Source organism: Geobacillus sp. YHL (assembly GCF_022341265.1).
Classification (GTDB): domain Bacteria; phylum Bacillota; class Bacilli; order Bacillales; family Anoxybacillaceae; genus Geobacillus; species Geobacillus thermoleovorans.
The window spans coordinates 106,399-132,137 of sequence record NZ_JAEIGB010000006.1; the positions used below are offsets into that span (position 1 = coordinate 106,399).

The 25,739-nt window shown below is 55.2% G+C and carries 23 protein-coding genes; 22 read left to right on the forward strand and 1 reads right to left on the reverse strand.

The window, feature by feature from the left end; genetic code table 11:
• The first annotated feature begins 246 nt into the window (after nt 1-246).
• The 10 genes from JCR24_RS08015 (at nt 247) to JCR24_RS08060 (ending at nt 14,744) form a co-directional block, all read left to right on the forward strand.
• On the forward strand, nt 247-2,343 hold the full coding sequence (locus tag JCR24_RS08015; protein WP_238980439.1) for a heterodisulfide reductase-related iron-sulfur binding cluster: 2,097 nt from the start codon (nt 247-249) through the stop codon (nt 2,341-2,343).
• A 158-nt stretch (nt 2,344-2,501) separates the two neighbouring features.
• A complete protein-coding gene (locus JCR24_RS08020; protein ID WP_015376074.1) occupies nt 2,502-3,680 on the forward strand; it encodes an acetyl-CoA C-acetyltransferase in 1,179 nt (392 codons plus the stop codon).
• A gap of 116 nt (nt 3,681-3,796) precedes the next feature.
• Nucleotides 3,797-3,988 (forward strand): hypothetical protein, encoded by a 192-nt coding sequence (locus JCR24_RS08025; protein WP_080997802.1) that lies wholly within the window; start codon nt 3,797-3,799, stop codon nt 3,986-3,988.
• A 12-nt stretch (nt 3,989-4,000) separates the two neighbouring features.
• A complete protein-coding gene (locus JCR24_RS08030) occupies nt 4,001-4,852 on the forward strand; it encodes a 3-hydroxybutyryl-CoA dehydrogenase (RefSeq protein WP_013146630.1) in 852 nt (283 codons plus the stop codon).
• A 233-nt stretch (nt 4,853-5,085) separates the two neighbouring features.
• The gene (locus tag JCR24_RS08035; RefSeq protein ID WP_238980440.1) at nt 5,086-6,231 is read left to right on the forward strand and encodes an acyl-CoA dehydrogenase; all 1,146 of its coding nucleotides are present in this window, start codon (nt 5,086-5,088) and stop codon (nt 6,229-6,231) included.
• 511 nt (nt 6,232-6,742) lie between these two features.
• On the forward strand, nt 6,743-7,885 hold the full coding sequence (locus JCR24_RS08040) for an acyl-CoA dehydrogenase (RefSeq protein WP_011232860.1): 1,143 nt from the start codon (nt 6,743-6,745) through the stop codon (nt 7,883-7,885).
• Between the two features lie 246 nt (nt 7,886-8,131).
• Nucleotides 8,132-8,764, forward strand: a complete 633-nt coding sequence (locus JCR24_RS08045) for a TetR/AcrR family transcriptional regulator (RefSeq protein ID WP_011232859.1) — start codon at nt 8,132-8,134, stop codon at nt 8,762-8,764.
• Between the two features lie 17 nt (nt 8,765-8,781).
• Entirely contained in the window at nt 8,782-12,042 is a 3,261-nt protein-coding gene (gene icmF, locus JCR24_RS08050) for a fused isobutyryl-CoA mutase/GTPase IcmF (RefSeq protein ID WP_014196968.1), read from the forward strand.
• Nucleotides 12,043-12,430: 388 nt separating this feature from the next.
• A complete protein-coding gene (gene rpoE / locus JCR24_RS08055) occupies nt 12,431-12,988 on the forward strand; it encodes a DNA-directed RNA polymerase subunit delta (protein WP_011232857.1) in 558 nt (185 codons plus the stop codon).
• 160 nt (nt 12,989-13,148) lie between these two features.
• The gene (locus JCR24_RS08060; RefSeq protein WP_011232856.1) at nt 13,149-14,744 is read left to right on the forward strand and encodes a CTP synthase; all 1,596 of its coding nucleotides are present in this window, start codon (nt 13,149-13,151) and stop codon (nt 14,742-14,744) included.
• 180 nt (nt 14,745-14,924) lie between these two features.
• Here JCR24_RS08060 and JCR24_RS08065 read toward each other — a convergent pair whose 3' ends face one another.
• On the reverse strand, nt 14,925-15,446 hold the full coding sequence (locus JCR24_RS08065; protein ID WP_011232855.1) for a DUF2529 domain-containing protein: 522 nt from the start codon (nt 15,444-15,446) through the stop codon (nt 14,925-14,927).
• Nucleotides 15,447-15,569: 123 nt separating this feature from the next.
• On the opposite strand from JCR24_RS08065, the gene JCR24_RS08070 reads away from it, so the two are divergent.
• From JCR24_RS08070 to prmC, 12 genes are all read left to right on the forward strand, one after another.
• A complete protein-coding gene (locus JCR24_RS08070) occupies nt 15,570-15,932 on the forward strand; it encodes a response regulator (protein WP_013146624.1) in 363 nt (120 codons plus the stop codon).
• 208 nt (nt 15,933-16,140) lie between these two features.
• Nucleotides 16,141-17,004 (forward strand): class II fructose-bisphosphate aldolase, encoded by an 864-nt coding sequence (locus tag JCR24_RS08075; protein ID WP_011232853.1) that lies wholly within the window; start codon nt 16,141-16,143, stop codon nt 17,002-17,004.
• 75 nt (nt 17,005-17,079) lie between these two features.
• The gene (gene fsa / locus JCR24_RS08080) at nt 17,080-17,721 is read left to right on the forward strand and encodes a fructose-6-phosphate aldolase (RefSeq protein ID WP_011232852.1); all 642 of its coding nucleotides are present in this window, start codon (nt 17,080-17,082) and stop codon (nt 17,719-17,721) included.
• A gap of 132 nt (nt 17,722-17,853) precedes the next feature.
• Nucleotides 17,854-19,140, forward strand: a complete 1,287-nt coding sequence (locus tag JCR24_RS08085; protein ID WP_011232851.1) for a UDP-N-acetylglucosamine 1-carboxyvinyltransferase — start codon at nt 17,854-17,856, stop codon at nt 19,138-19,140.
• 34 nt (nt 19,141-19,174) lie between these two features.
• Nucleotides 19,175-20,137 (forward strand): class II fructose-bisphosphatase, encoded by a 963-nt coding sequence (gene glpX / locus JCR24_RS08090; RefSeq protein ID WP_011232850.1) that lies wholly within the window; start codon nt 19,175-19,177, stop codon nt 20,135-20,137.
• Nucleotides 20,138-20,389: 252 nt separating this feature from the next.
• The gene (gene rho, locus JCR24_RS08095; RefSeq protein WP_011232849.1) at nt 20,390-21,664 is read left to right on the forward strand and encodes a transcription termination factor Rho; all 1,275 of its coding nucleotides are present in this window, start codon (nt 20,390-20,392) and stop codon (nt 21,662-21,664) included.
• Nucleotides 21,665-21,921: 257 nt separating this feature from the next.
• Nucleotides 21,922-22,122: a 50S ribosomal protein L31 gene (gene rpmE, locus JCR24_RS08100; protein ID WP_011232848.1), complete on the forward strand. Its 201-nt coding sequence runs from the start codon at nt 21,922-21,924 to the stop codon at nt 22,120-22,122.
• A 163-nt stretch (nt 22,123-22,285) separates the two neighbouring features.
• Nucleotides 22,286-22,909 carry a thymidine kinase gene (locus tag JCR24_RS08105; protein ID WP_014196962.1) on the forward strand — a complete coding sequence of 208 codons (624 nt, stop codon included), beginning with the start codon at nt 22,286-22,288 and terminating at the stop codon, nt 22,907-22,909.
• A 17-nt stretch (nt 22,910-22,926) separates the two neighbouring features.
• Nucleotides 22,927-23,109: a hypothetical protein gene (locus JCR24_RS08110; protein WP_014196961.1), complete on the forward strand. Its 183-nt coding sequence runs from the start codon at nt 22,927-22,929 to the stop codon at nt 23,107-23,109.
• Between the two features lie 135 nt (nt 23,110-23,244).
• A complete protein-coding gene (locus JCR24_RS08115; RefSeq protein ID WP_011232846.1) occupies nt 23,245-23,685 on the forward strand; it encodes a hypothetical protein in 441 nt (146 codons plus the stop codon).
• Between the two features lie 95 nt (nt 23,686-23,780).
• A complete protein-coding gene (prfA, locus tag JCR24_RS08120; protein WP_011232845.1) occupies nt 23,781-24,857 on the forward strand; it encodes a peptide chain release factor 1 in 1,077 nt (358 codons plus the stop codon).
• Nucleotides 24,847-25,728: a peptide chain release factor N(5)-glutamine methyltransferase gene (prmC, locus tag JCR24_RS08125; protein ID WP_023633291.1), complete on the forward strand. Its 882-nt coding sequence runs from the start codon at nt 24,847-24,849 to the stop codon at nt 25,726-25,728. Before prfA ends, prmC begins: the two co-directional genes overlap by 11 nt.
• Nucleotides 25,729-25,739: the final 11 nt, after the last annotated feature.

Below are 25,739 nucleotides of genomic sequence, written 5' to 3' on the forward strand. Positions count from 1 at the left end.
AACTCCAAATGAATCAAATTTCCATATTGATGAATGTTTTTCGTCATGGGAGTCTATAGAGGGCTGAACAAATCGATGATTCCCCCGCGATCGCTCCGTTGCCAAGGGAAAGTTTTCACGGTTGGGATGAAAAAAGGTTATTGACTGAATGCTCATTCATTTGTACAATAGACATAAAGCGAATTCTGAAAATTTCTTTTGTTATGGCAACACATTCGCTCGAAAAACGGGGGAAGGGGAGAGAAGATGAATGCCTTGTTGGTGGTGAACTGGCTCGCGTTTTTGCTTGTAACCGCTTACGCAATTCACTTGTTTGCATATGTCGTCAAAACGCGGGCGATGTACATCAAACTCGGCAAAAAAGTCGAGTTTGACCGCAAAGTAAAAGAGCGGCTGCGAAACATCTGGGTCAACGTGTTCGGCCAGAAAAAGCTGCTCAAGGACAAAAAAAGCGGACTGATCCACGTCGTCTTTTTCTATGGCTTTATTCTCGTCCAATTTGGCGCGATTGATTTCATCATCAAAGGGCTTGCGCCGGGGGCGCATTTGCCGCTTGGGCCGCTGTATGCGGGATTTACGTTTTTCCAAGAAATCGTTACCTTGCTTATTTTGATCGCGGTGCTCGCCGCCTTTTACCGCCGTTACATTGAAAAGCTCGTCCGTTTAAAGCGCGACTTGAAAGCTGGGCTTGTCCTCATCTTCATCGCCGGGCTCATGCTGTCGGTGTTGTTCGGCAACGGGATGAGCATCATTTGGCACGGCGAAGAAGCGACATGGAGCGAGCCCGTCGCCTCGCTTATTGCTGCCGCGTTTTCCTGGGTCGGCGAAACGGGGGCTGCGGTGCTCTTCTTTATCGCCTGGTGGGTGCATCTGTTGATTTTGCTCACGTTCCTCGTGTACGTGCCGCAATCAAAGCACGCCCATTTGATCGCGGCGCCGATCAACGTCTTTTTCAGCCGGCTGACGCGGCCGAAGCTTGCGCCGATCCATTTTGAAGACGAAAGCCAAGAGTCGTTTGGCGTCGGCAAAATTGAGGATTTCACGCAAAAGCAATTGATCGACTTGTACGCCTGTGTCGAATGCGGCCGCTGCACAAGCATGTGTCCGGCGACCGGCACGGGGAAAATGTTGTCGCCGATGGATTTGATTTTAAAATTGCGCGACCATTTGACGGAAAAAGGGGCGGTCGTCACGTCGCGCACGCCGTGGGTGCCCGCGTTCGCTTTCAAACATACAAGGGGCAATCAGCTCGCGTTCGCCGCGGCGTCCGAGCAGGCGGCGACGATCGAAATGCCGAGCCTCATCGGCGATGTCATCACCGAAGAAGAGATTTGGGCCTGTACGACGTGCCGCAACTGTGAGGACCAATGCCCGGTCATGAATGAGCATGTCGATAAAATCATCGACTTGCGCCGCTATCTTGTCCTGACGGAAGGACGGATGAACCCGGACGCGCAGCGGGCGATGACGAACATCGAACGCCAAGGCAATCCGTGGGGCTTGAACCGAAAAGAGCGGGAGAACTGGCGCGAGCTGCGCGATGATGTGCATGTGCCGACCGTCAAAGAGGCGGCGAAAGCGGGAGAGGAAATCGAGTACTTGTTCTGGGTCGGCTCGATGGGGTCGTATGACAGCCGGAGCCAAAAAATCGCCCTTGCGTTTGCCAAGCTGTTGAACGAAGCAGGCGTCAAGTTCGCGATTTTAGGCAACAAGGAGAAAAACTCGGGCGATACGCCGCGCCGGTTAGGAAATGAGTTTTTGTTCCAAGAATTAGCGACGAACAACATCGCAGAATTTGAAAAAGCGGGCGTCAAGAAAATCGTCACGATCGACCCGCACGCTTACAATACGTTCAAAAATGAGTACCCGGATTTTGGGTTCGAGGCCGAAGTGTATCATCATACCGAGCTGCTCGCCAAGCTCATCGAAGAAGGGCGCTTGGTGCCAAAATATCCGGTAAATGAACGCATTACGTTCCATGACTCGTGCTATTTAGGACGCTACAATGACGTCTATGACGCACCGCGGAAAATTTTGCGCGCCATCCCGGGCGTCGAGCTTGTTGAAATGGAGCGCAACCGCGAGCGAGGAATGTGCTGCGGCGCTGGCGGCGGCCTCATGTGGATGGAGGAGACGACCGGCAACCGGATCAACGTCGCCCGCACGGAGCAAGCGCTCGCTGTCAATCCGACCGTCATCAGCTCCGGCTGTCCGTACTGTTTGACGATGCTGTCGGACGGCACGAAGGCCAAGGAAGTGGAAGACCGCGTTGCGACGTACGATGTCGCTGAATTGTTGGCGAAATCGGTGTTTGGCGAGGAAAAAGAGGAAGCAGCATCGTAAAAATAGTTGCATAGACAATTTTTATTTTTTAAAATAGTGAATAAGGGTAGAGGAGAGGGTGTACCGTTGTACACCTTCTCTTTCACACCGTGATCGAGCGAGCGTTCAGTCTGTTTTTTTGTAATCGCTTTCTTATCCAACGAAAAGGGGAGAGGAATATGGGAAAAACAGTGATTGTCAGCGGGGCGCGCACCCCGTTCGGAAAACTCGGCGGTTCTTTGCAAGCGCTGTCAGCGTCAGAACTCGGCGGCATTGCCGTGAAAGAAGCGCTTGCCCGCGCGGACGTGAGCGCGGAACAAGTCGATCATGTCATTTTAGGCACCGTCTTGCAAGGCGGACAAGGACAGCTCCCATCGCGGCAGGCGATGCGCCATGCCGGCATTCCGTGGCATGTTCGCACCGAGACGGTCAATAAAGTATGCGCATCGGGCATGCGCGCCGTGACGCTCGCGGATCAGCTCATCCGCTTAGGCGATGCCGATGTCGTTGTCGCGGGCGGGATGGAATCGATGAGCAACGCCCCGTACGTGCTGCCGAAAGCGCGCTGGGGGTTGCGAATGGGCGACAGCACGGTGAAGGATTTAATGGTGTATGATGGCTTGACATGCAGTTTTACCGGCGTCCATATGGGCGTTTATGGCGGGAATACAGCGCGTGAACTTGGCATTACACGCGAGGCGCAGGATGAGTGGGCGTACCGCAGCCATATGCGAGCCATTGCTGCCATCGAAGCCGGTCGGCTCGCGGAAGAGATCGTTCCGGTGACGATTCCGCAGCGCAAAGGAGAGCCGCTTGTCGTCGAACACGACGAGGCGCCGCGCAAAGACACGTCGCTTGAAGCGTTGGCGAAACTGCCGCCGGTGTTTGACCCGGAAGGAACGATCACGGCCGGCAACGCCCCGGGCGTCAACGACGGCGCCGCGGCGCTCGTCTTGATGAGCGAGGAGCGCGCCGCCCGCGAGGGGCTTGAGCCGCTCGCGACTGTTGTCGCCCACACCGCCATCGCCGTTGAGGCGAAAGATTTCCCAAAAACGCCGGGACTTGTCATCAACGAATTGCTCCGCAAAACGGGAAAAACGGTCGACGACATTGCCTTGTTCGAAATAAACGAAGCGTTTGCCGCTGTTGCTCTTGCTGCTATCCAAATCGCTGGCCTTGACCCGGAAAAAGTGAACGTCAACGGCGGCGCTGTCGCCCTCGGCCACCCGATCGGCGCGAGCGGCGCACGCATCATCCTCACGCTCATTTATGAGCTGAAACGCCGCGGCGGCGGCCTCGGCATCGCCGCCATCTGCAGCGGCGGCGGCCAAGGCGACGCCATCTTGGTCGAGGTATAACGAGCGGGGCGCGGCGGGCAAGCGGCATGCCGCCGTCGCCTTCCAGTGTTGCGCCAAGGCATAGGATGCGGCGTGTGACCGTCTGCCTCAAGCGTTGCGTCATGAGGCATCGCGCCATGGTGCGGCATGCCGCTGCTGTCTCTGTCGCAGCGCGCGGCACGTTGCTCATTGCCGCAACAGCCGCGGCATCAACGGTTGACAGCAGGGGTTGTTGTGATGACGATGCAAAGACCGGTTGCCGTTGGCTGCTGGCGGCAGTGAGGCATATGAGTTTGAGCGCGGAACAGGAAACGCAAAGCGGACGATAGGGGGAACAGAAGATGGATGTGAAAACAATCATGGTCGTCGGCGCCGGACAGATGGGGTCAGGAATCGCTCAAGTGTGCGCCGTCGCCGGCTATCAAGTGTTTTTGTACGACATTAGCGAGGCGCAGTTGGACAAAGGAATCGCCAACATCGAAAAAGGGCTCGCCCGCCAAGTGGAAAAAGGGAAAATGACAGCGGCGGACAAAGACGCAGCGCTCGCGCGGCTTGCCCGCTCGACCGACTTGCATGCCGCCGCCAAAGCGGATCTTGTCATTGAAGCGGTCGTCGAAAACATGGACGTGAAAACAAAGCTGTTCGCCGAGCTCGATGCGCTCGCCCGCCCGGAGACGATTTTAGCGTCGAACACGTCGTCGCTGCCGATTACGGAAATTGCCGCCGCGACGAAACGGCCAGAGAAAGTGATCGGCATGCACTTTATGAACCCGGTGCCGGTGATGAAGCTCGTCGAAATTATCCGCGGATTGGCGACGGCTGATGACGTGTATGAAACGATCGAAGCCGTTGCCCGCAAGCTCGGCAAAGTGCCGGTCGAAGTGAACGACTTTCCGGGCTTTATTTCGAACCGCGTCCTCATGCCGATGATCAACGAAGCGATTTACGCCTTATACGAAGGGGTGGCGACCAAAGAAGCCATCGATGAAGTGATGAAGCTCGGCATGAACCATCCGATGGGTCCGCTGACGCTCGCTGATTTTATCGGGCTCGATACGTGCTTATACATTATGGAAACGCTTCATGAGGGGTTCGGCGATGACAAATACCGCCCATGCCCGCTCTTGCGCAAATATGTGAAAGCCGGCTGGCTCGGCCGCAAGACGGGCCGCGGATTTTACACGTATGAATAAACCGCTTGGCGTCGCTCCAGGACAACGCCGAAGCGTGCCGCAATGTGCGTGGGGCGGCGCCCGCTATGCTGTCTGCCGACCGTAACGCCGCACGTTAGGTGCATGCGGGAACGCTGTTTTACAGCCTATAAGGCAAATCTATAGAATCGTTCAGCTGCCTGCTGGCTACCCCATGGAGCGGAGGAGTGCCTGAAAACACCATTGTGTCAGCGACATCGGAAGGAGGCCATTTCATGGAATTTCGCTTCACCGAAGAGCAGGAAATGATGCGGCAAATGGTGCGCGAGTTCGCCGCGGCGGAGATCGCCCCATTTGTCGAGCGCATGGAACAAGGGGAGTTTCCGCGCCCGATTTTAGCGAAAATGGCCGAACTCGGCCTAATGGGCATCACTGTCCCGGAGCAATATGGCGGCGCGGGTATGGACTTTGTGTCGTACATCATCGCCATTCATGAAATTTCTAAAGTGAGCCCGACCGTCGGTGTCATCTTATCAGTGCACACGTCGGTCGGCACGAATCCGATCTTGTATTTCGGCACCGAAGAACAGAAACAAAAATACGTGACAAAGCTCGCCCGAGGTGAGTACTTGGGGGCGTTTTGCCTTACTGAACCGAGCGCCGGCTCGGATGCGAAAAGCTTGAAGACGAAAGCGGTGCGCCGTGGAGATCGTTATGTGCTAAACGGCTCAAAAATATTCATCACCAACGGCGGGGAGGCAGATACGTACATCGTCTTCGCCCGCACGAATCCGGAAGAAGCCGGAAGCCGCGGCATTTCCGCGTTCATTGTGGAAAAAGGGACGCCAGGGATGTCGATTGGCAAAGATGAGAAGAAGATGGGGCTGCACGGGTCGCGGACGGTGACCATTACGTTTGAAGACGCCGAAGTGCCGGCGGAAAACTTGCTCGGTCAGGAAGGGGAAGGATTTAAAATCGCGATGGCCAACCTTGACGTCGGTCGGATCGGCATCGCCGCCCAAGCGCTCGGCATCGCGGAGGCGGCAGTCGAACATGCCGTCGCCTACGCGAAAGAGCGGGTGCAGTTTGGCAAACCGATCATCGAGCAGCAAGGCGTCTCTTTCAAGCTTGCCGATATGGCGACGGCGGCGGAAGCGGCGAAATGGCTCGTCTATCGCGCCGCTTGGCTGCGCGCGCAAGGGCTGCCGTGCGGAAAAGAGGCGTCGATGGCGAAGCTCTTCGCTTCACAAACAGCGATGGACAATGCCATCGAGGCGGTGCAAATTTTCGGCGGCAACGGCTACACGAAAGACTACCCGGTCGAGCGGCTGTTCCGTGACGCGAAAATTACGCAAATTTACGAAGGAACGAGCGAAATTCAGCGCATCGTCATCAGCAAACATTTGTGCCAGGCATGCTGATGAACCAATCCGAACCAGATGAGAAGGCTCTGTTCCTAGCTTTTCTGCCGTAGTCGGCAAGCCGTTCGCTTGCCGACTGGGCATGCGACAGCATGCCCTCCTCGAACAATGAACGTTTTGCGGGCAAATGGCATTTGCCCGTCGGCGTTCTTGTTCGAGGGAAGAGGCAGAAAAGCTTGTGTTCAGTCAGCTCATGATTGGCAACCGAATGAAATGGTGGAATGAGCCGCAAACCGTCGGGTCTTCGGAAGGCTGAACAACGCCGCTTTCAGGGATGGAGGCATAAACACGGGGCTCTGTCATTTGCTGCGTTTTGTTGTGCAGCCGGAGCGATCCTATTCTCTTTTCCCAACAACGATTCGTTGTCTGTCTTTGGAAAACCCGGAATGGGCGGCGAACTGGATGGCAACGTCGCGGCACAACGATTCGTTGTCTGTTTTTGGAAAACGGTGATCACGCTGGCACGGGGGACGAGGATTTCGGATATATAGGAAAACGGGGGAATGAAACGATGAACTTTCGATTGAGCGAAGAACATGAAATGCTGCGAAAAATGGTGCGCGAATTTGCCGAAAATGAGGTAGCGCCGACTGCCGCTGAGCGCGACGAAGAAGAGCGGTTTGACCGCGGCATTTTCAACAAAATGGCTGAACTCGGTTTAACAGGCATTCCGTGGCCGGAAGAATACGGCGGCATTGGCAGCGATTATTTGGCCTATGTCATTGCCGTTGAGGAGCTGTCGCGTGTCTGCGCCTCGACCGGGGTGACGCTTTCCGCGCATATATCGCTCGCCAGCTGGCCGATTTACAAGTTCGGCAACGAAGAACAAAAGCAAAAGTATTTGCGCGCCTTAGCGACTGGGGAAAAACTGGGGGCATACGCTCTGTCCGAGCCGGGGGCGGGGTCGGATGTCGCCTCGATGAAAACGCGTGCGGTAAAAGACGGGGACCACTACATTTTAAACGGCTCGAAAGTATGGATCACCAACGGCGGCGAAGCGGAAATTTACGTCGTATTTGCCGTCACCGATCCGGAAAAGCGGCATAAAGGGATCAGCGCCTTTATCGTGGAAAAAGGAACGCCGGGCTTTTCGTTCGGCAAAAAGGAAAAGAAACTCGGCATTCGTTCGTCGCCGACGACGGAGCTCATTTTTGAAGACTGCCGCATTCCGAAAGAAAACTTGCTCGGTCAAGAAGGAGAAGGGTTTAAAATCGCCATGATGACGCTCGATGGCGGCCGCAACGGCATCGCCGCCCAAGCGGTCGGCATTGCCCAGGGCGCGCTGGATGCGGCGGTGGACTATGCGAAACAGCGCGTCCAGTTCGGCAAACCGATCATCGAGCAGCAAGGGGTCGCTTTCAAGCTCGCTGACATGGCGACTGCCATTGAAGCGGCGCGGCTCTTGACCTATCAAGCGGCATGGTTGGAGTCGAATGGCTTGCCGTACGGCAAAGCATCCGCCATGGCGAAACTGTTTGCCGGCGACACGGCGATGAAAGTGACGGTCGAGGCGGTGCAAATTTTCGGCGGCAACGGCTACACGAAGGACTACCCGGTCGAGCGGTTTATGCGCGACGCGAAGATTACGCAAATTTACGAAGGAACGCAAGAAATCCAACGCCTTGTCATTTCGCGCATGTTGACACGCAATTAAACATTGCGTGTCCACTCATTCGTGTTGACACGCAATTAAACATTGCGTGTCTACTCATTCGTGTTGACACGCAATTAAACATTGCGCGTCCACTCATTCGTGTTGGCGCGCGATTGAAACATTGTGCGTCATTTCAATGGTTTTGGATCTGAACGGCGGCTTGGCGCTTTGGGAAAGGGCGCACGGATAGGCATGGGGCGGGGCGGCGCCCCGCCGTCAAATGGGAATGGGGGAGAGACAACGAACATGAAAAAACGGGAAGTGATTGCATCGGTCAAAGACGAAAAGCTCGTGAAAAAACGGCGCAATGAGATGATCAAAGGCGCGATTTCCTTGTTTAAACAAAAAGGTTTCCACCAAACGACGACAAGGGAGATCGCCAAAGCGTCCGGCTTCAGCATCGGCACGTTGTACGAGTACATCCGCAAGAAAGAAGACGTCCTCTATCTCGTGTGCGACCGCATTTACGACGAAGTGCGGGAGCGGACGGAACAAGACCTCGGTGCCCACCATGGCACGATCGAAGGGTTAAGGCGCGCCATTGCCCACTATTTCCGCGTTGTTGATGAACTCGATGATGAAGTGCTCGTCATGTATCAAGAAGTGAAAGCGCTAAGCAAAGAATCGCTGCCGTATGTGTTGAATAAAGAACTCGATATGGCGGCGATTTTCGAACATATTTTGCGCGCATGCGTTGAGAGCGGGGCGCTGCAGCTTTCTGAAAGCGAGATCCGCCTGTTCGCCCACAACATCGTCGTTCTTGGGCAAATGTGGGCGTTCCGCCGTTGGGTGCTGCGGAAAATGTATACACTCGATGAATATATCGAACTGCAAACCGAGTTTTTATTAAAGGGGATTATGGAGAAACAGCGAGTCTAAAAGGGGGAGAAGAAACGATGGCGCACATTTACCGTCCGAAGCATCACGTCCGCTTTGTGACTGCATCGAGCTTGTTTGACGGCCATGACGCCTCAATCAACATTATGCGCCGCATTTTGCAGGCGAGCGGCGCCGAGGTCATCCATTTAGGCCATAACCGATCGGTGGAGGAAATCGTCAATGCCGCCATTCAGGAAGATGTGCAAGGCATTGCCGTCTCCTCGTATCAAGGCGGGCATATGGAATTTTTTAAATATATGTACGACCTGCTCCAAGAGCGGGGGGCGTCCCATATCCGCATTTACGGCGGCGGGGGCGGCGTCATCATCCCGCGGGAAATCAAAGAGCTGCACGAATATGGCATCGCCCGCATTTTCTCGCCGGAAGACGGCCGACGCCTCGGCTTGCAAGGGATGATCAACGTCATGCTTGAAGAGTGCGATTTTCCGACCGTGACGACGGTGACCGATGAACTGGAGCGGCTTCCGTCCGGCGATGTGCAGGCGATCGCCCGGCTCATCACGCTGTGCGAATATCGCGCCGAGGGGGAAAACAGAGAGGCGGCCGCGGCGGCGGAAGCCGCCATTGAACAAGTGAAGGCGCTCGAGAAGCGCGTGCCGGTGCTCGGCATCACCGGCACAGGCGGAGCTGGGAAAAGCTCGCTCACCGATGAGCTCGTCCGCCGCTTTTTAAACGAAATTCCGGATATCAAAATCGCGATCTTGTCAGTCGACCCGACGAAGCAAAAAACGGGCGGGGCGCTGTTGGGCGACCGCATCCGGATGAACTCGATCAACTCGCCGCGCGTTTACATGAGAAGCTTGGCGACGCGCCATTCCCGCACGGAACTGTCGCCGGCAATTCGCGACGCCATTTCGGTTGTCAAAGCGGCCGGATTTGATCTTGTCATCATTGAAACGAGCGGGATCGGCCAAGGCGACGCCGCCATTACCGAAGTGTGCGACGTGTCGATGTACGTCATGACAAGCGAGTTCGGCGCGCCGACGCAGCTTGAGAAAATCGACATGATCGATTATGCCGATTTGATTGTCATTAATAAATTCGAGCGCAAAGGGTCAGAAGACGCAAAACGGCAAGTGCAAAAACAATATCAGCGCAGCCACCAGCTGTTTGACCGCGATGTTTCGGAAATGCCGGTGTACGGCACGATCGCCAGCCAGTTTAACGACCCAGGCACGAATACGCTCTTTGTCGCGCTTGTGGATACGATCAATAAAAAAGCAGGAACGAATTGGAAAACAAGCTTAAAAACGGTCGCCAATGTCGAAAAGCATAATGTCATCATCCCGAACGAGCGCCGCTACTATTTGCGTGAAATCGCGGAAACGGTCCGCTCGTACCACCGCCGCGCCGAGCAGCAAGTCGAGGTGGCCCGACGCCTCTTCCAAATCGAAGGGGCCATCGAAGCGGCGAAGGAACGGGGCGAAGCGGAAGACGTGATCCGCGCGCTCGAGACGCTCAAAGCGGATTATGAGGCGAAATTGACGCCGGAATCGAAGCGCATTTTGGCGACATGGGAAGAAACGAAAGCGAAATATGCGGCAAAACAATTTGTCACGAAAGTGCGCGATAAAGAAATCGTTACCGAACTGACGACGAAAACGTTGTCCGGTTTGGACATTCCGAAAGTCGTCTTGCCGAAATTCAAAGACTACGGAGAGATTTTGCGCTGGGTGTATAAAGAAAACGTCCCTGGCTCGTTCCCGTATACGGCCGGCGTCTTCCCGTTCAAGCGCCAAGGCGAAGACCCGAAACGGCAGTTTGCCGGCGAAGGGACGCCGGAGCGCACGAACCGCCGCTTCCATTACTTGTGCAAAGAAGACAAGGCGAAGCGGCTCAGCACCGCGTTCGACTCCGTGACGCTCTATGGCGAAGACCCGGACTACCGGCCGGACATTTTCGGCAAAGTCGGGGAAAGCGGTGTCAGCGTCTGTACACTTGATGATATGAAAAAGCTGTACAAAGGGTTTGACTTGTGCGACCCGCTCACATCCGTGTCGATGACGATCAACGGTCCGGCTCCGATTTTGCTGGCGATGTTTATGAATACGGCGATTGACCAGCAAGTCGAGAAAAAGGAAGCCGAGCTTGGCCGCCCGCTCACGCCGGAAGAGTACGAACAAGTGAAGGAATGGACGCTGCAAACGGTGCGCGGCACGGTTCAAGCCGATATTTTGAAGGAAGACCAAGGGCAAAACACGTGCATTTTCTCGACCGATTTCGCCTTAAAAATGATGGGCGACATTCAAGAGTATTTCATCAAGCACCGCGTCCGCAACTACTACTCGGTGTCGATCTCCGGCTACCATATCGCCGAGGCGGGGGCGAACCCGATCACGCAGCTGGCGTTTACGCTTGCGAACGGCTTTACGTATGTCGAGTATTACTTGAGCCGCGGCATGCACATTGACGATTTTGCGCCGAACTTGTCGTTTTTCTTCAGCAACGGCCTCGATCCGGAGTATTCGGTCATCGGCCGCGTCGCCCGCCGCATTTGGGCGATCGTCATGCGCGAAAAATACGGCGCCAACGAACGGAGCCAGAAACTGAAATACCATATCCAAACGTCCGGCCGTTCATTGCACGCGCAGGAGATCGATTTCAACGACATCCGCACGACGCTGCAGGCGCTTCTGGCGATTTATGACAACTGCAACTCGCTGCATACGAATGCCTATGACGAAGCGATCACGACACCGACCGAAGAGTCGGTCCGTCGGGCGATGGCGATCCAACTCATTATCACGAAAGAGTTTGGCCTGACCAAAAACGAAAACCCGCTCCAAGGGTCGTTCATCATTGAAGAGCTGACCGATTTGGTTGAAGAAGCGGTGTTGCAAGAGTTTGAACGGCTCAACGACCGCGGCGGCGTGCTCGGGGCGATGGAGATGCAATACCAGCGCGGCAAAATTCAAGACGAATCACTTTACTATGAAACGAAAAAACATACCGGCGAACTGCCGATCATCGGCGTCAACACGTTCTTGAACCCGAATCCGCCGTCAGAGGACGAACTGAACAACATCCAGCTCGCCCGGGCGACGTATGAAGAAAAAGAGACGCAAATCCGCAACTTGCGCGAATTCCAAGAGCGGAACAAAGACAAAGCCGGCCCGGCGCTCGAACGGCTGAAGCAAGTGGCGACAAGCGGCGGCAACATTTTCGAAGAATTGATGGAAACGGTGAAAGTCGCCAGCCTTGGACAAATCACCCGCGCCTTGTACGAAGTCGGCGGACAATACCGGCGGAATATGTAATTCGAGGGAGTTTCGTTGTTTTCTGCTTTCGATGGGCGCCCTTGATCACAATGGACAACGGCCCGTTGAACTTTAGCAGATCGGTAGAATGATGGGCAGCGGCTGTTGGCGTACTGGCCCGCCGGAGGCGAAACGAACGGAACGCGGATTGGGCCAAAAGATCAAGACGAATGGGCTTCGTAAGGAAAAAGTGGAGCGGTGTGAACAAAGGTGATTGTGACAACGGATATGTCGGAATCGGAAGGAGGGCCGCCCTCGCCGCAGGGCTGCCCTCCTTTGCTTTTTTCGGCAAATGGGTAGCATAAACCCCGACAATTTGTTTATAATGAATGGTATGTATTCCACTTGCATTCATTTGTTTCATTAATATAGAAGGGGAGTGCTGAACTTGAGCCTGCAGCAGCAATACTCGCCGGAGGAATTGCAGGAGATGTCGTTCGTCGAGCTGGCGAACCTCATTTTGCTTGACAAGCGGGAGGCGCTGCCGTTTGATCAACTCGTTCGTGAAGCAGCAGCGCTGGCCGGCATATCGGAAGAAGAGATGGAGGCGCGGCTGGCCCAATATTACACCGATTTAAACATCGACGGCCGGTTTATTTGCGTTGGGGAAAACGTCTGGGGATTGCGCGCATGGTATCCGTTTGACCAGACAGAAGACGAAACGGTGACGATCGTCAAGCCGAAGAAGAAGAAAAAAGCGCTTGACGATGAATACGATGAATACGATGAGTTGCTTGAAGATGAAGATCTCGATTACGACGATTTGGATGAATATGATGGGGAAGAGCTCGAGCTTGATGAAGACGAGCTCTTGGAAGATGAAGAATTCGATCTGGACGAAGACGTCGCGTTTGACGATGACATTCTCGGCGATGAAGAGTTTGAGCTGGACGATGCGCCGCTTGATGAAGAGCTTGATCTCGAAGAGCCGGACGAAGACGAATAACCGCTTGACTTTGCCAGGGGAACCCGGTACAATGTGTGTTGGGCTCTTGAAAACGAACAAATCGATCGCTCCCTTACGTACGGTAAGCGGAGCGTTTTTTATTTGCGCCTTTCGCAAACACTGAAACTGTTACCGCAATTTCGGCAAGGGGGAAGACAAAATGACGAAATACATTTTTGTGACGGGCGGCGTTGTTTCCTCACTCGGGAAAGGGATTACGGCGGCTTCGCTTGGACGTTTGTTGAAAAACCGCGGGTTGAACGTGACGATCCAAAAGTTTGACCCGTACATTAACGTCGACCCAGGGACGATGAGCCCGTATCAGCACGGCGAGGTGTTCGTCACGGACGACGGTGCAGAGACGGATTTGGATTTAGGGCATTATGAACGGTTCATCGATATTAATTTAAACAAATACAGCAACGTGACGACAGGAAAAATTTATTCCGCCGTCATCCGCAAAGAGCGCCGCGGCGATTACCTAGGCGGCACGGTGCAAGTCATTCCGCACATTACCAACGAAATTAAAGAGCGCGTCTTCCGGGCCGGAAGAGAGACGAACGCCGATGTCGTCATTACGGAGATCGGCGGCACGGTCGGCGATATTGAATCGCTTCCGTTTTTAGAAGCGATCCGCCAAATCAAAAGCGATGTTGGACGCGAAAACGTCATGTACATCCACTGCACGCTCGTACCGTACATCAAGGCGGCTGGGGAAATGAAAACGAAGCCGACGCAGCACAGCGTGAAAGAATTGCGCAGCCTCGGCATTCAGCCAAACGTCATCGTCGTGCGCACGGAAATGCCGATGCCGCAGGAAATGAAAGAGAAAATCGCCCTCTTTTGCGACATCGATCCGAAAGCGGTCATCGAGGCGCGCGATGCCGACACGCTGTATGCGGTCCCGCTTATGCTTCAAGAACAAAAACTGGACCAAATCGTGTGCGAACATTTGCGCCTCAACTGCCGCGAAGCGGATATGACCGAATGGAAGGCGCTCGTCGAGAAAGTGCGCAACTTATCGAAAACGACGAAAATCGCTTTGGTTGGCAAATACGTCGAGCTTCCGGACGCCTATATTTCTGTTGTTGAGGCGCTCCGTCATGCGGGGTATGCGTTTGACACCGACATTGATATTCAGTGGATCAATGCTGAGCATGTGACGCGTGACAATGTAGCCGACCTGTTGAAAGATGCGGACGGCATTTTGGTTCCGGGCGGGTTCGGCGACCGCGGGGTCGAAGGGAAGATTGAGGCGATCCGCTACGCCCGCGAGCAGCGCGTGCCGTTTTTGGGCATTTGCTTAGGAATGCAGCTCGCCTCGATTGAATTTGCTCGCCATGTTGTCGGGTTGTCCGGCGCCCATTCGTCCGAGTTTGACCCGAACACGCCGCATCCGATCATCGACTTGCTTCCGGAGCAGAAGGATGTCGAAGATTTAGGCGGCACGCTCCGCCTCGGCTTGTATCCGTGCAAGCTGCAGGAAGGGACGCTTGCCTACGCCGCCTACGGCGATGAAGTCATTTACGAGCGCCATCGCCATCGGTACGAATTCAACAACCAATACCGGCCGATCATGGAAGAGCACGGCTTCGTCTTTTCCGGCACGAGTCCGGACGGACGGTTGGTTGAAGTGATCGAACTCAAGGATCATCCGTGGTTCGTCGCCGCGCAATTCCATCCGGAATTCACCTCGCGCCCGACGCGGCCGCAGCCGCTGTTCCGCGAGTTTGTCAGAGCGTCGCTGAAAGAGTGACGAAAAAGGGGCTGTCCCAAAAAAGCCGTAGAACGGCCTTTTGGGTTCAGCCCCCTTTCTTTTTTGGATATTTTTCATCTTGTCAAGCACGATGCCCATTGATCAGGCGCCGTTTTTTGGGCGGTTTCTATACCTCTTTGCCTTTGGCCGGTCGGAGAGCGCTCGCTTTCATGGCGGCTGTTATTCATATTCCGCCAAAATTTCATCGAGCAAAACGCGCAGTCCGTAGTAGATGAATGAAGCGGTGATGATCGTCGGCATGCCGATGCGGCGGCCGTCTTCGGTCGGCACGAGCGGGCGGGAAAGTTTGCTGTCGATAAAGACGGTGGCCATATCGGCCAGTCCGGGTTCATCCTTGACGAGCGCCGCGACGGCCACTGCATCAACGCCGTGCGCCTGCAGCTGTTCGACGAGGCGAATGGCCTCAGGATCGGCGGAAAAGCGGGCAAATAGAAGCGCTCGGTCCGTTTCCTGCCAGTCATCGGTTGCTGTCGGCTCAAGCCGTTTGGCTTTCGGCAGCGGATCGGGGCCAAGAAGCGCGGCGGTGACGACCGCATCGAGTTCACCTATGCCATACAGCCAAATGCGTCCATCACCGATGGCGGCCTGAGCGAGCAGACGCGCACCGTCTTCGAGCGCCAGCTCTTCATCCGCGGCGATTTTTTGCAACAATCCGATCGTTTGCGTCGTTAAAATTTTCACGGTTCGGCCTCCCTTCGCCGCTATTATACAAAATCGGCAAACAACAAGAAAAGCAAGCAGGAAAAGGGTTTGCCAAATGCGAAACATTAATAGGGAGAAAACAGGGAATAGAGGTGCATAACTGTGGGAAACAAAATTTTGATTGTCGACGACCAGTATGGCATCCGCATTTTGCTCAACGAAGTGTTTCAGCGGGAGGGGTATGTAACGTATCAGGCCGCCAACGGCATGCAGGCGCTCGAAATCGCCCGCAAACATCACCCCGATCTTGTGCTTCTTGATATGAAAATTCCTGGCATGGACGGCATTGAAATTTTAAAACGGTTGAAAGAGATTGATCCGGATATTAAGGTGATCATCATGACCGCCTACGGGGAGCTCGATATGATTCAAGAAACGAAAGAGCTCGGGGCGCTGATGCATTTTGCCAAGCCGTTTGATATTGACGATTTGCGCGTTGCCGTCAAAAAATACATTACCGCCTAGACAGCGCCATCGACGAGCGGCTTTCCTTTGGCAAAGAAAGCGCATCGGTGGACATTGATGACGCTGTCGTCTTTAGGAGAATAAAGGGTGGAAATGTTGCCGTTTTGCCGGCAAGTTGGTATGCTTATAACGTAGATGGATTTTGCGCCTGTGGACCCAGTCACCGCCAGGGCGACAAAGACGACGATCAGCTAAGGAGGATGGAACCATGCCGTTAGTATCGATGAAAGAGATGCTCAACGAGGCGCTGCGCGGCAAATACGCGGTCGGTCAATTTAACATTAACAACTTGGAATGGACACAAGCCATTTTAGCGGCGGCCGAAGAGGAAAAATCGCCGGTCATTCTCGGCGTCTCCGAAGGGGCGGCCCGCTATATGAGCGGATTCAAAACGGTCGTCAATATGGTCAAAGGGTTAATGGAAGACATGAACATCACCGTTCCGGTCGCCATCCATCTCGACCATGGATCGAGCTTTGAAAAATGCAAAGCGGCGATTGACGCCGGGTTCACCTCGGTTATGATTGACGCCTCCCACCATCCATTTGAAGAAAACGTCCGCATCACCTCGCAAGTCGTTGAATATGCTCATGCGCGCGGCGTTTCGGTCGAAGCGGAGCTCGGCATCGTCGGCGGGCAGGAAGACGACGTCGTCGGAGAAGGGATCATTTACGCCGACCCGAAAGAGTGCGAAGAGCTTGTCAAACGGACAGGCGTCGACTGTCTCGCCCCGGCGCTCGGTTCTGTGCACGGCCCGTACAAAGGAGAGCCGAAGCTCGGATTTGCCGAAATGGAGCAAATCCGCGATTTAACCGGCGTTCCGCTTGTGCTCCACGGCGGCACCGGCATTCCGACCGAACAAATTCAACGCGCGATCTCCCTTGGCACATCGAAAATCAACGTCAATACCGAAAACCAAATGGCGTTTACCAAAGTCGTCCGCGAACTGCTCGCGAAAGACCCGAACGTCTATGATCCGCGCAAAATCATCGGCCCGGGCCGCGACGCCATCAAAGCGACGGTCATCGGCAAAATGCGCGAGTTTGGCTCGTCCGGAAAAGCGGCGCGATGAATCGGCTTCGCGGGCGGCGTTTGGCCGCCGCGCGGCTGCCTTTGCATGTGCAACGAATAACAAGGAGGGTTCAGCATGAAATTTTTTATCGACACTGCCAACTTGGAAGAAATCAAACACGCCCATGAACTCGGCATTTTGGCCGGCGTCACGACCAACCCAAGCCTCGTGGCGAAGGAGAACGTATCGTTCCATGATCGGTTGCGCGAAATTACATCGATCGTTTCTGGTTCGGTGAGCGCTGAAGTCATTTCGACCGACGCCGCTGGCATGATCGCGGAAGGCGAAGAGCTGGCGAAAATCGCCCCGAACATTACGATCAAAGTGCCGATGACGCCGGAAGGCTTAAAAGCAGTCAAGGCGTTCAGCGAAAAAGGGATTCAAACGAATGTGACGCTTGTGTTCACCGCCAACCAGGCGCTCTTGGCCGCACGCGCCGGCGCGACGTACGTCTCTCCGTTCCTCGGCCGCCTCGATGACATCGGCCATAACGGTTTAGAGCTCATTTCCACCATCGCTGAGATTTTCAACATTCATGGCATTGAAACGGAAATCATCGCCGCTTCGATCCGCCATCCGCACCATGTGACAGAAGCGGCGTTGCGCGGGGCGCATATTGCCACGGTTCCGTACAAGGTGCTTATGCAATTGTTCAACCATCCGCTGACTGATCAAGGAATTGAGAAGTTTCTCGCCGACTGGAATCGGCAAAAATGAAAGTAAGCCGTTTGCCTCTTGGGTGAAGCGGGCTCGCTCTGCCGCGTTCAGGCCGGACGTGATGAGCCCGCCCGGCTTTGCTTTTTCGTCCCAGGGGTGAAGCCAACTTCCGAGCAAAGAAGGGAGACGACGATGGATAAAATGAAAATTATCGGCGGAGATCGGCTGCGGGGAACGATCAAAGTGAGCGGTGCGAAAAACAGCGCGGTCGCTTTGATTCCTGCAGCGATTTTGGCCGATTCGCCGGTGACGATCGAGGGGTTGCCGGACATTTCCGACGTGCACATTTTAGGAAGCTTGATCGAAGAAATCGGCGGCTCGTTTTCGTTTGACGGCAAAGAGGCGGTCATCGACCCAACGAATATGGTGTCCATGCCGCTTCCAAATGGGAAGGTGAAAAAGCTGCGCGCCTCCTACTATTTGATGGGGGCGATGCTTGGCCGCTTCAAAAGAGCGGTTGTCGGCTTGCCGGGCGGATGTCATCTCGGTCCGCGCCCGATTGACCAGCATATCAAAGGGTTTGAGGCGCTAGGAGCCACCGTAACGAACGAGCAGGGCGCCATTTACTTGCGCGCGGAGGAACTGCGCGGAGCCCGCATTTTTTTGGACGTCGTCAGCGTCGGCGCGACGATCAACATCATGCTGGCGGCGGTGCGCGCCAAAGGGCGGACGATTATCGAAAATGCGGCGAAAGAGCCGGAAATCATCGATGTAGCGACATTGCTTTCGAATATGGGCGCGAAAATCAAAGGAGCCGGCACCGATGTGATCCGCATTGACGGCGTCGAAAAATTATCGGGCTGCCGCCATGCCATCATCCCGGATCGGATCGAAGCCGGGACGTACATGATCGCCGCCGCGGCCACCAATGGCGAAGTCGTCGTCGACAACGTCATCCCGCAGCACGTTGAATCGCTGACGGCCAAATTGCGCGAAATGGGGGTGCGCGTGGAGACGGGGGAAGATCAAATTCTCGTCTGCGGCACCGACGTTTTGAAAGCGGTTGACGTCAAGACGCTCGTCTATCCGGGCTTCCCAACTGATCTGCAGCAGCCGTTTACCGCGCTGCTGACAAAAGCCAACGGCACAAGCGTCGTCACCGACACGATTTACAGCGCCCGCTTCAAGCATGTCGATGAATTGCGGCGCATGAACGCCAATGTAAAAGTCGAAGGCCGCTCAGCCATCGTCACCGGCCCCGTCAAACTGCAAGGGGCGAAAGTGAAGGCGAGCGATTTGCGCGCCGGGGCGGCGCTTGTCATTGCCGGGCTGATGGCTGAAGGAGTGACGGAGATCACCGGCGTCGAGCATATCGACCGCGGCTACAGCAACCTCGTCGAAAAACTGTCTGACATCGGCGCCACCATTTGGCGCGAAAAAATGACCGATGAAGAAATCGAGCAAGTGAAAAACGCGTAACGTCCAGTCGACAAAGGGGAAGGGGAGAACGACGATGGAACGAAGCTTATCGATGGAACTCGTGCGCGTCACCGAAGCGGCGGCGCTTGCCGCCGCCCGCTGGATGGGGCGCGGGAAAAAGAATGAGGCTGATGACGCCGCGACGTCGGCGATGCGCGACGTGTTTGACACCGTGCCGATGAAAGGCACCGTCGTCATCGGCGAAGGGGAAATGGACGAAGCGCCGATGCTGTATATCGGGGAAAAGCTCGGCAACGGCTATGGCCCGCGCGTCGATGTCGCTGTCGACCCGCTTGAAGGGACGAACATCGTCGCTTCCGGGGGATGGAACGCCTTGGCTGTCGTCGCTGTCGCTGACCACGGCCATCTGCTTCACGCGCCGGACATGTACATGGAGAAAATCGCCGTCGGGCCGGAAGCGGTCGGGATGATTGACATTGAGGCGCCGATCATCGACAATTTAAAGGCGGTGGCGAAGGCGAAAAACAAAGATATTGAAGACGTCGTCGCGGTTGTTCTCAACCGTCCGCGCCATGAGCGTCTCATTCATGAGCTGCGTGAAGCCGGCGCCCGCATTAAGCTCATCAATGACGGCGATGTCGCCGCCGCCATTAACACGGCGTTTGACCATACCGGCGTTGACATTTTGTTCGGCTCGGGCGGCGCGCCGGAAGGAGTGCTCGCGGCGGTCGCGTTGAAATGCCTTGGCGGCGAACTGCAAGGGAAGCTGCTGCCGCAAAACGACGATGAAGTCGAGCGGTGCAAACAAATGGGCATTGACGTCAACAAAGTGCTGCGCATGGACGATTTGGTGAAAGGAGACGACGCGATTTTTGCCGCCACCGGCGTCACCGACGGCGAGCTGTTGCGCGGCGTGCGGCTGAAAGGGGCGTACGGCCTCACCCACTCCGTCGTCATGCGGGCCAAGTCCGGCACGGTCCGCTTCATCGAAGGGCGGCACAGTTTGAAGAAAAAACCGAACTTAGTCATCAAATGATATCCTACCATCCGGCCGGGCGCCGGAGCCGCGCCTGGCTCGGAAAAACAAAAAAATATTGATTAAAAAGAAGAAAAAAGGGTAAAATAGTCGTGTTGCTTATGCAAAAATAAGCTCTGCCATTCTACTTCTTTATTTCATTTCAGCCTTCATCATCTTCGAAATGAATCCCTTCGCCTGTCGAATTGATGACCAATACGTCCGAACACGAACGATGGGAGAATAGGAAAATTTGCAAAGTGTGGTGTCAAGATGGAATTAACGTTAGCAGCACTAGAAAACATGAAATTGAAGGAGCTGTATGAGCTCGCCAAGCAATACAAAATTTCATACTACAGCAAGTTGACGAAAAAGGAGCTTATTTTTGCGATTTTGAAAGCGCGTGCCGAACAAGACGGCCTCTTTTTCATGGAAGGCATCCTCGAAATCATTCCGTCGGAAGGATTCGGCTTTTTGCGCCCGATCAACTATTCCCCGAGCTCGGAAGACATTTACATTTCCGCTTCCCAAATCCGCCGTTTTGATTTGCGCAACGGGGATAAAGTATCCGGCAAAGTGCGGCCGCCGAAAGAAAATGAACGCTACTTCGGCTTGCTTCATGTCGAAGCGGTCAACGGCGAAGACCCGGAAGTCGCCAAGGAGCGCGTTCACTTTCCAGCGTTGACGCCGCTTTACCCGAATCGGCAAATGAAGCTGGAGACAACGCCGGACAAGCTGTCGACCCGCATCATCGACTTGATCGCTCCCGTCGGCTTTGGCCAGCGCGGGTTGATCGTCGCGCCGCCGAAAGCTGGCAAGACGATGCTGCTGAAGGAAATTGCCAACAGCATCACCACAAACCACCCGGATGTCGAGTTGATCGTCTTGCTCATTGACGAACGGCCGGAAGAAGTGACCGACATCGAGCGGTCGGTGCAAGGCGATGTCGTCAGCTCGACGTTTGATGAGGTGCCGGAAAACCATATTAAAGTGGCCGAGCTTGTCTTAGAACGGGCGATGCGATTAGTTGAGCATAAGCGTGACGTCGTCATTTTAATGGACAGCATCACCCGCCTCGCCCGGGCGTACAACTTGGTCATTCCGCCGAGCGGACGCACGCTCTCAGGAGGGATCGACCCAGCGGCGTTTCATCGCCCGAAGCGGTTTTTCGGCGCGGCGCGCAACATCGAAGAAGGCGGCAGCTTGACGATTTTGGCGACCGCCCTCATTGACACCGGGTCGCGCATGGATGACGTCATTTACGAGGAATTTAAAGGCACCGGCAACATGGAGCTCCATCTTGACCGCTCGCTCGCCGAGCGCCGCATTTTTCCGGCGATTGACATTCGCCGCTCGGGAACGCGCAAAGAGGAGCTGCTCATCCCGAAAGAACATTTGGAAAAGCTGTGGGCGATCCGCAAAACGATGGCCGATTCGCCCGACTTTATCGAGCGGTTTTTGAACAAATTGCGCCGGACGAAGTCAAACGAAGAGTTTTTCGCCTTGCTCGATCAGGAGTGGAAACAGGGCGGCCCGCCCCGTCTGTAGGCAGTTGGCGGAATTTGCCGCGAATCGCCCGTTGCAAACTGACAGAAAAGCTGTTATAATCTTAACATGTGTGTTTTGGCTATCGCCTTTTGGTTTGTGCGATCCGTGATTTGCACCGGCTGGGTTCGCTTCGGTGGAGTCCCAGCTGTTCCATGCGCTGCGCCTTGCCAAACGGGCGGGCGCGCATAAGCATGAAGCGTTCCATGCTACGAATCACTCTGTTTCGATAAGATACAGGGCGGAAGGAGATGAAAACGATGAAACAAGGCATCCATCCAGAGTACAAAAAAGTCATCGTCCGTTGCGCATGCGGCAACGAATTCGAAAGCGGTTCGGTCAAAGACGAGCTGCGCGTGGAGATTTGCTCGGAATGCCATCCGTTCTTCACGGGCAAACAAAAATTTGTTACGGCAGCGGGCCGCGTGGATAAATTCAATAAAAAATACGGCCTTAAGTAACAAGGACGTGACGAAAGCAGGCAAGCGAAACTTGCCTGCTTTTTCGTGAGAGCAGATGGAAGGCCGGTTGCTTATCAAGCTGATCCCGCTGATCGTTGCGATGGCAGACGGCAAGGAGCGGCCGATGGTTTGAGGACAGTGTTGTGTGAAAGGAGAGGCCCCGATGTACGTGATGACGCAGTCCGGCTGGCTTGAGCTCATTTGTGGATGCATGTTTTCCGGCAAATCAGAAGAATTGATTCGCCGCGTCCGCCGCGCTCAGTTTGCCAAGCAGGAAGTGAAAGTGTTCAAACCGACGATCGACAATCGTTATAGCGAAGACGCAGTCGTGTCGCACAACGGCAATTCGGTGATCGCCATTCCGGTCGCGACGCCGGCGGAAATGTTCCGCTACATTTCCGCCGCCACCGACGTCGTCGCCATCGATGAAATACAGTTTTTTTCCGACGACATCATCGATGTGGTGCAAACGCTCGCTGATTGCGGCTACCGCGTCATCGCCGCGGGGCTCGACCAAGATTTTCGCGGCGAACCGTTTGGCCCCGTGCCGGCGCTGATGGCGATCGCTGAGTCGGTGACGAAGCTGCAGGCGGTTTGCACGGTATGCGGTTCCCCGGCCAGCCGGACGCAGCGGCTCATTAACGGTGCGCCCGCCTCTTATGACGATCCGGTGATTCTCGTCGGCGCCAGCGAGGCGTACGAGCCTCGCTGCCGCCATCACCATGAAGTGCCTGGCAAACCGAAAAAGCGATACAACCGCCCGCTTGCTGGACATACGGGTGAGTGATGGTGAGGCGGTCACTGATGTTGTTTGGCCGCTTTCATCGGCCAAGTGGCGAAGCGCAGCCATCGTTGATGGAAACGGTGCATATTCGTATGTTTCGCCGACCGAGAAGGGCGGAAGCGGCGCCATCATTCTCGCCCGTCTCGTGCGTCCATTCGCTATGGGAGGAAAAAGCGTTTGGCATGCGGCTCGTTCATCATTGATCGTTCGCTTGACTAGGCTGCCCCTTTTGTTCGTTCGCCGCAAAATAGACGAATGATGGCAGAAAGATTTATGGCTTGCCGTGTATCATTGACGGGCGATCATGGACATCCTAACAGCTAAGGAGGCGAAAAAGGATGAGACGCATCTGGCTGTTAGGAATGATCTTCCTGCTTTCGGCCTGTTCGCTCGCTCCGGATCATCCGTCCTACCGCCAGCAAAGCGAGGACAAAAACGGCGCGCGGCTGATGACGGACGGGCGGCCGAAGATCGACGCTGACAGAGACTTGTACAACAACTTCGACGATCCGGAAAACGTGCGGCAAAACCCGAATTTTATCAGCTTGACCGAAGGAAGCGAAAACCAGCGCGCCGATACGCGCAAGGCAGCACAACTCATCGAGCGGTACACCGATTACCACGCCGACTCCATCTGGTTTCACGGCGGCAATATGTATGTGACCGTTGATGCACCGGAAGAGCTGTCTGACGAGGAGCGGCAGCGCGAGGCGCAACGCATTGACAAGCTGCTGACAAAAGCGATCCCGACATACGAGATCATCGTGCGCGTCAACTGAGAGCTCCCGCTTGCCAAAAGCGGGGGTTTTTGTTTGGCTTCATTTCATGCTATAATCTAAAATTAGACTGTGTGGGAAAAACAGAGGTGAATGATGTGTTTGATCGGTTGGAAGCTGTGGAGCAACGGTATGAAAAGCTCAATGAACTGTTGATGGATCCCGACGTCATCAACGATCCGAAAAAGCTGCGCGATTATTCGAAAGAGCAGGCGGATTTGGAAGAAACGGTGCAAACGTACCGCGAATACAAATCGGTTCGCGAGCAGCTGGCCGAAGCGAAAGCGATGCTCGAAGAAAAGCTGGAGCCGGAGCTGCGCGAGATGGTGAAAGAGGAAATCGGCGAGCTGGAAGAACGGGAAGAGGCGCTCGTTGAAAAGCTGAAAGTGTTGCTTTTGCCGAAAGATCCGAACGATGAGAAAAACGTCATTATGGAAATCCGCGCGGCCGCCGGCGGCGAAGAGGCGGCGCTGTTTGCCGGCGACTTGTACCGGATGTATACGCGCTATGCGGAATCGCAAGGGTGGAAGACGGAAGTGATCGAAGCGAGCCCGACCGGCCTCGGCGGCTATAAAGAAATCATTTTTATGATCAACGGCAAAGGGGCGTATTCAAAGCTGAAGTTTGAAAACGGCGCGCACCGCGTCCAGCGCGTCCCGGAAACGGAGTCAGGCGGGCGCATCCATACGTCGACGGCGACGGTCGCCTGCCTGCCGGAGATGGAAGAAATCGAAGTCGAAATCAATGAAAAAGACATTCGCGTCGACACGTTCGCCTCAAGCGGACCGGGTGGGCAAAGCGTCAACACGACGATGTCGGCCGTGCGCCTCACCCATATTCCGACCGGCATTGTCGTCACGTGCCAAGACGAAAAATCGCAAATCAAAAACAAAGAAAAAGCGATGAAAGTATTGCGCGCCCGCATTTACGACAAATACCAGCAAGAAGCGCGCGCTGAATACGACCAAACGCGCAAGCAAGCTGTCGGCACCGGCGATCGTTCTGAACGCATTCGCACGTACAACTTCCCGCAAAACCGCGTCACCGACCACCGCATCGGACTGACGATCCAAAAGCTCGATCAAGTGCTCGATGGGCATTTGGATGAAATCATCGAGGCGCTCATTTTGGACGACCAAGCGAAAAAATTGGAGCAAGCGAACGATGCGTCGTAACGTACATGAAGTCCTCGCCTGGGCTTCTTCTTTTTTGCGCGCCCACGGAAAAGAGGAGCGGGCGGCGGAGTGGCTATTGTGCCACCATTTGCGCACCGATCGGGCCGGGCTGTTCGCCCGTTGGCGCGAGCCGGTCGACGAAGCGGTATATGAACGATTTGCGGCCGATGTGCGCCGCCATGCGGTGGACCATGTGCCGATTCAATATTTGATCGGCTATGAATCGTTTTACGGCCGGTTGTTTCTTGTCAATCGCCATGTGTTAATCCCGCGCCCGGAAACGGAAGAACTGGTGCTTGGCGTCCTAAAGCGGGTGCCGCGTCTATTTGCTGGTCGGAAGCGGATCGATGTCGTTGACGTCGGCACTGGCAGCGGGGCGATCGCCGTGACATTGGCGCTGGAGAACAAAGCGTTGTCGGTGACCGCAACCGATATTTCCGAAGCGGCGCTCGCGGTCGCCCGTGAAAACGCCCGGCGGCTCGGGGCGAACGTTTCATTTTTGTGCGGCGATTTGCTGCAGCCGATCATGGCCATGGGGTGGACGGTCGATGTCGTCGTTTCCAATCCGCCGTACATTCCAGAGACGGACGCCGCTATGCTTTCCCCGGTCGTCAAAAACTATGAGCCGCACACGGCGCTCTTTGGCGGCCGCGATGGGCTCGATTTTTACCGCCGCTTCGCCCGCGAGCTGCCGCTTGTGCTCGGCGCGCCGGCGCTTGCCGCTTTTGAAGTCGGCGCCGGGCAAGGGGAAGCAGTGGCGGCGCTCTTGGCCGCAGCGTTTCCAGAAGCCGCAGTGGAAGTCGATTTTGACCTCAACGGCAAAGACCGGATGGTGTACATGACGAGGCCGAAAAACGGGAAAAAGTGTTAGATTGATAGGTT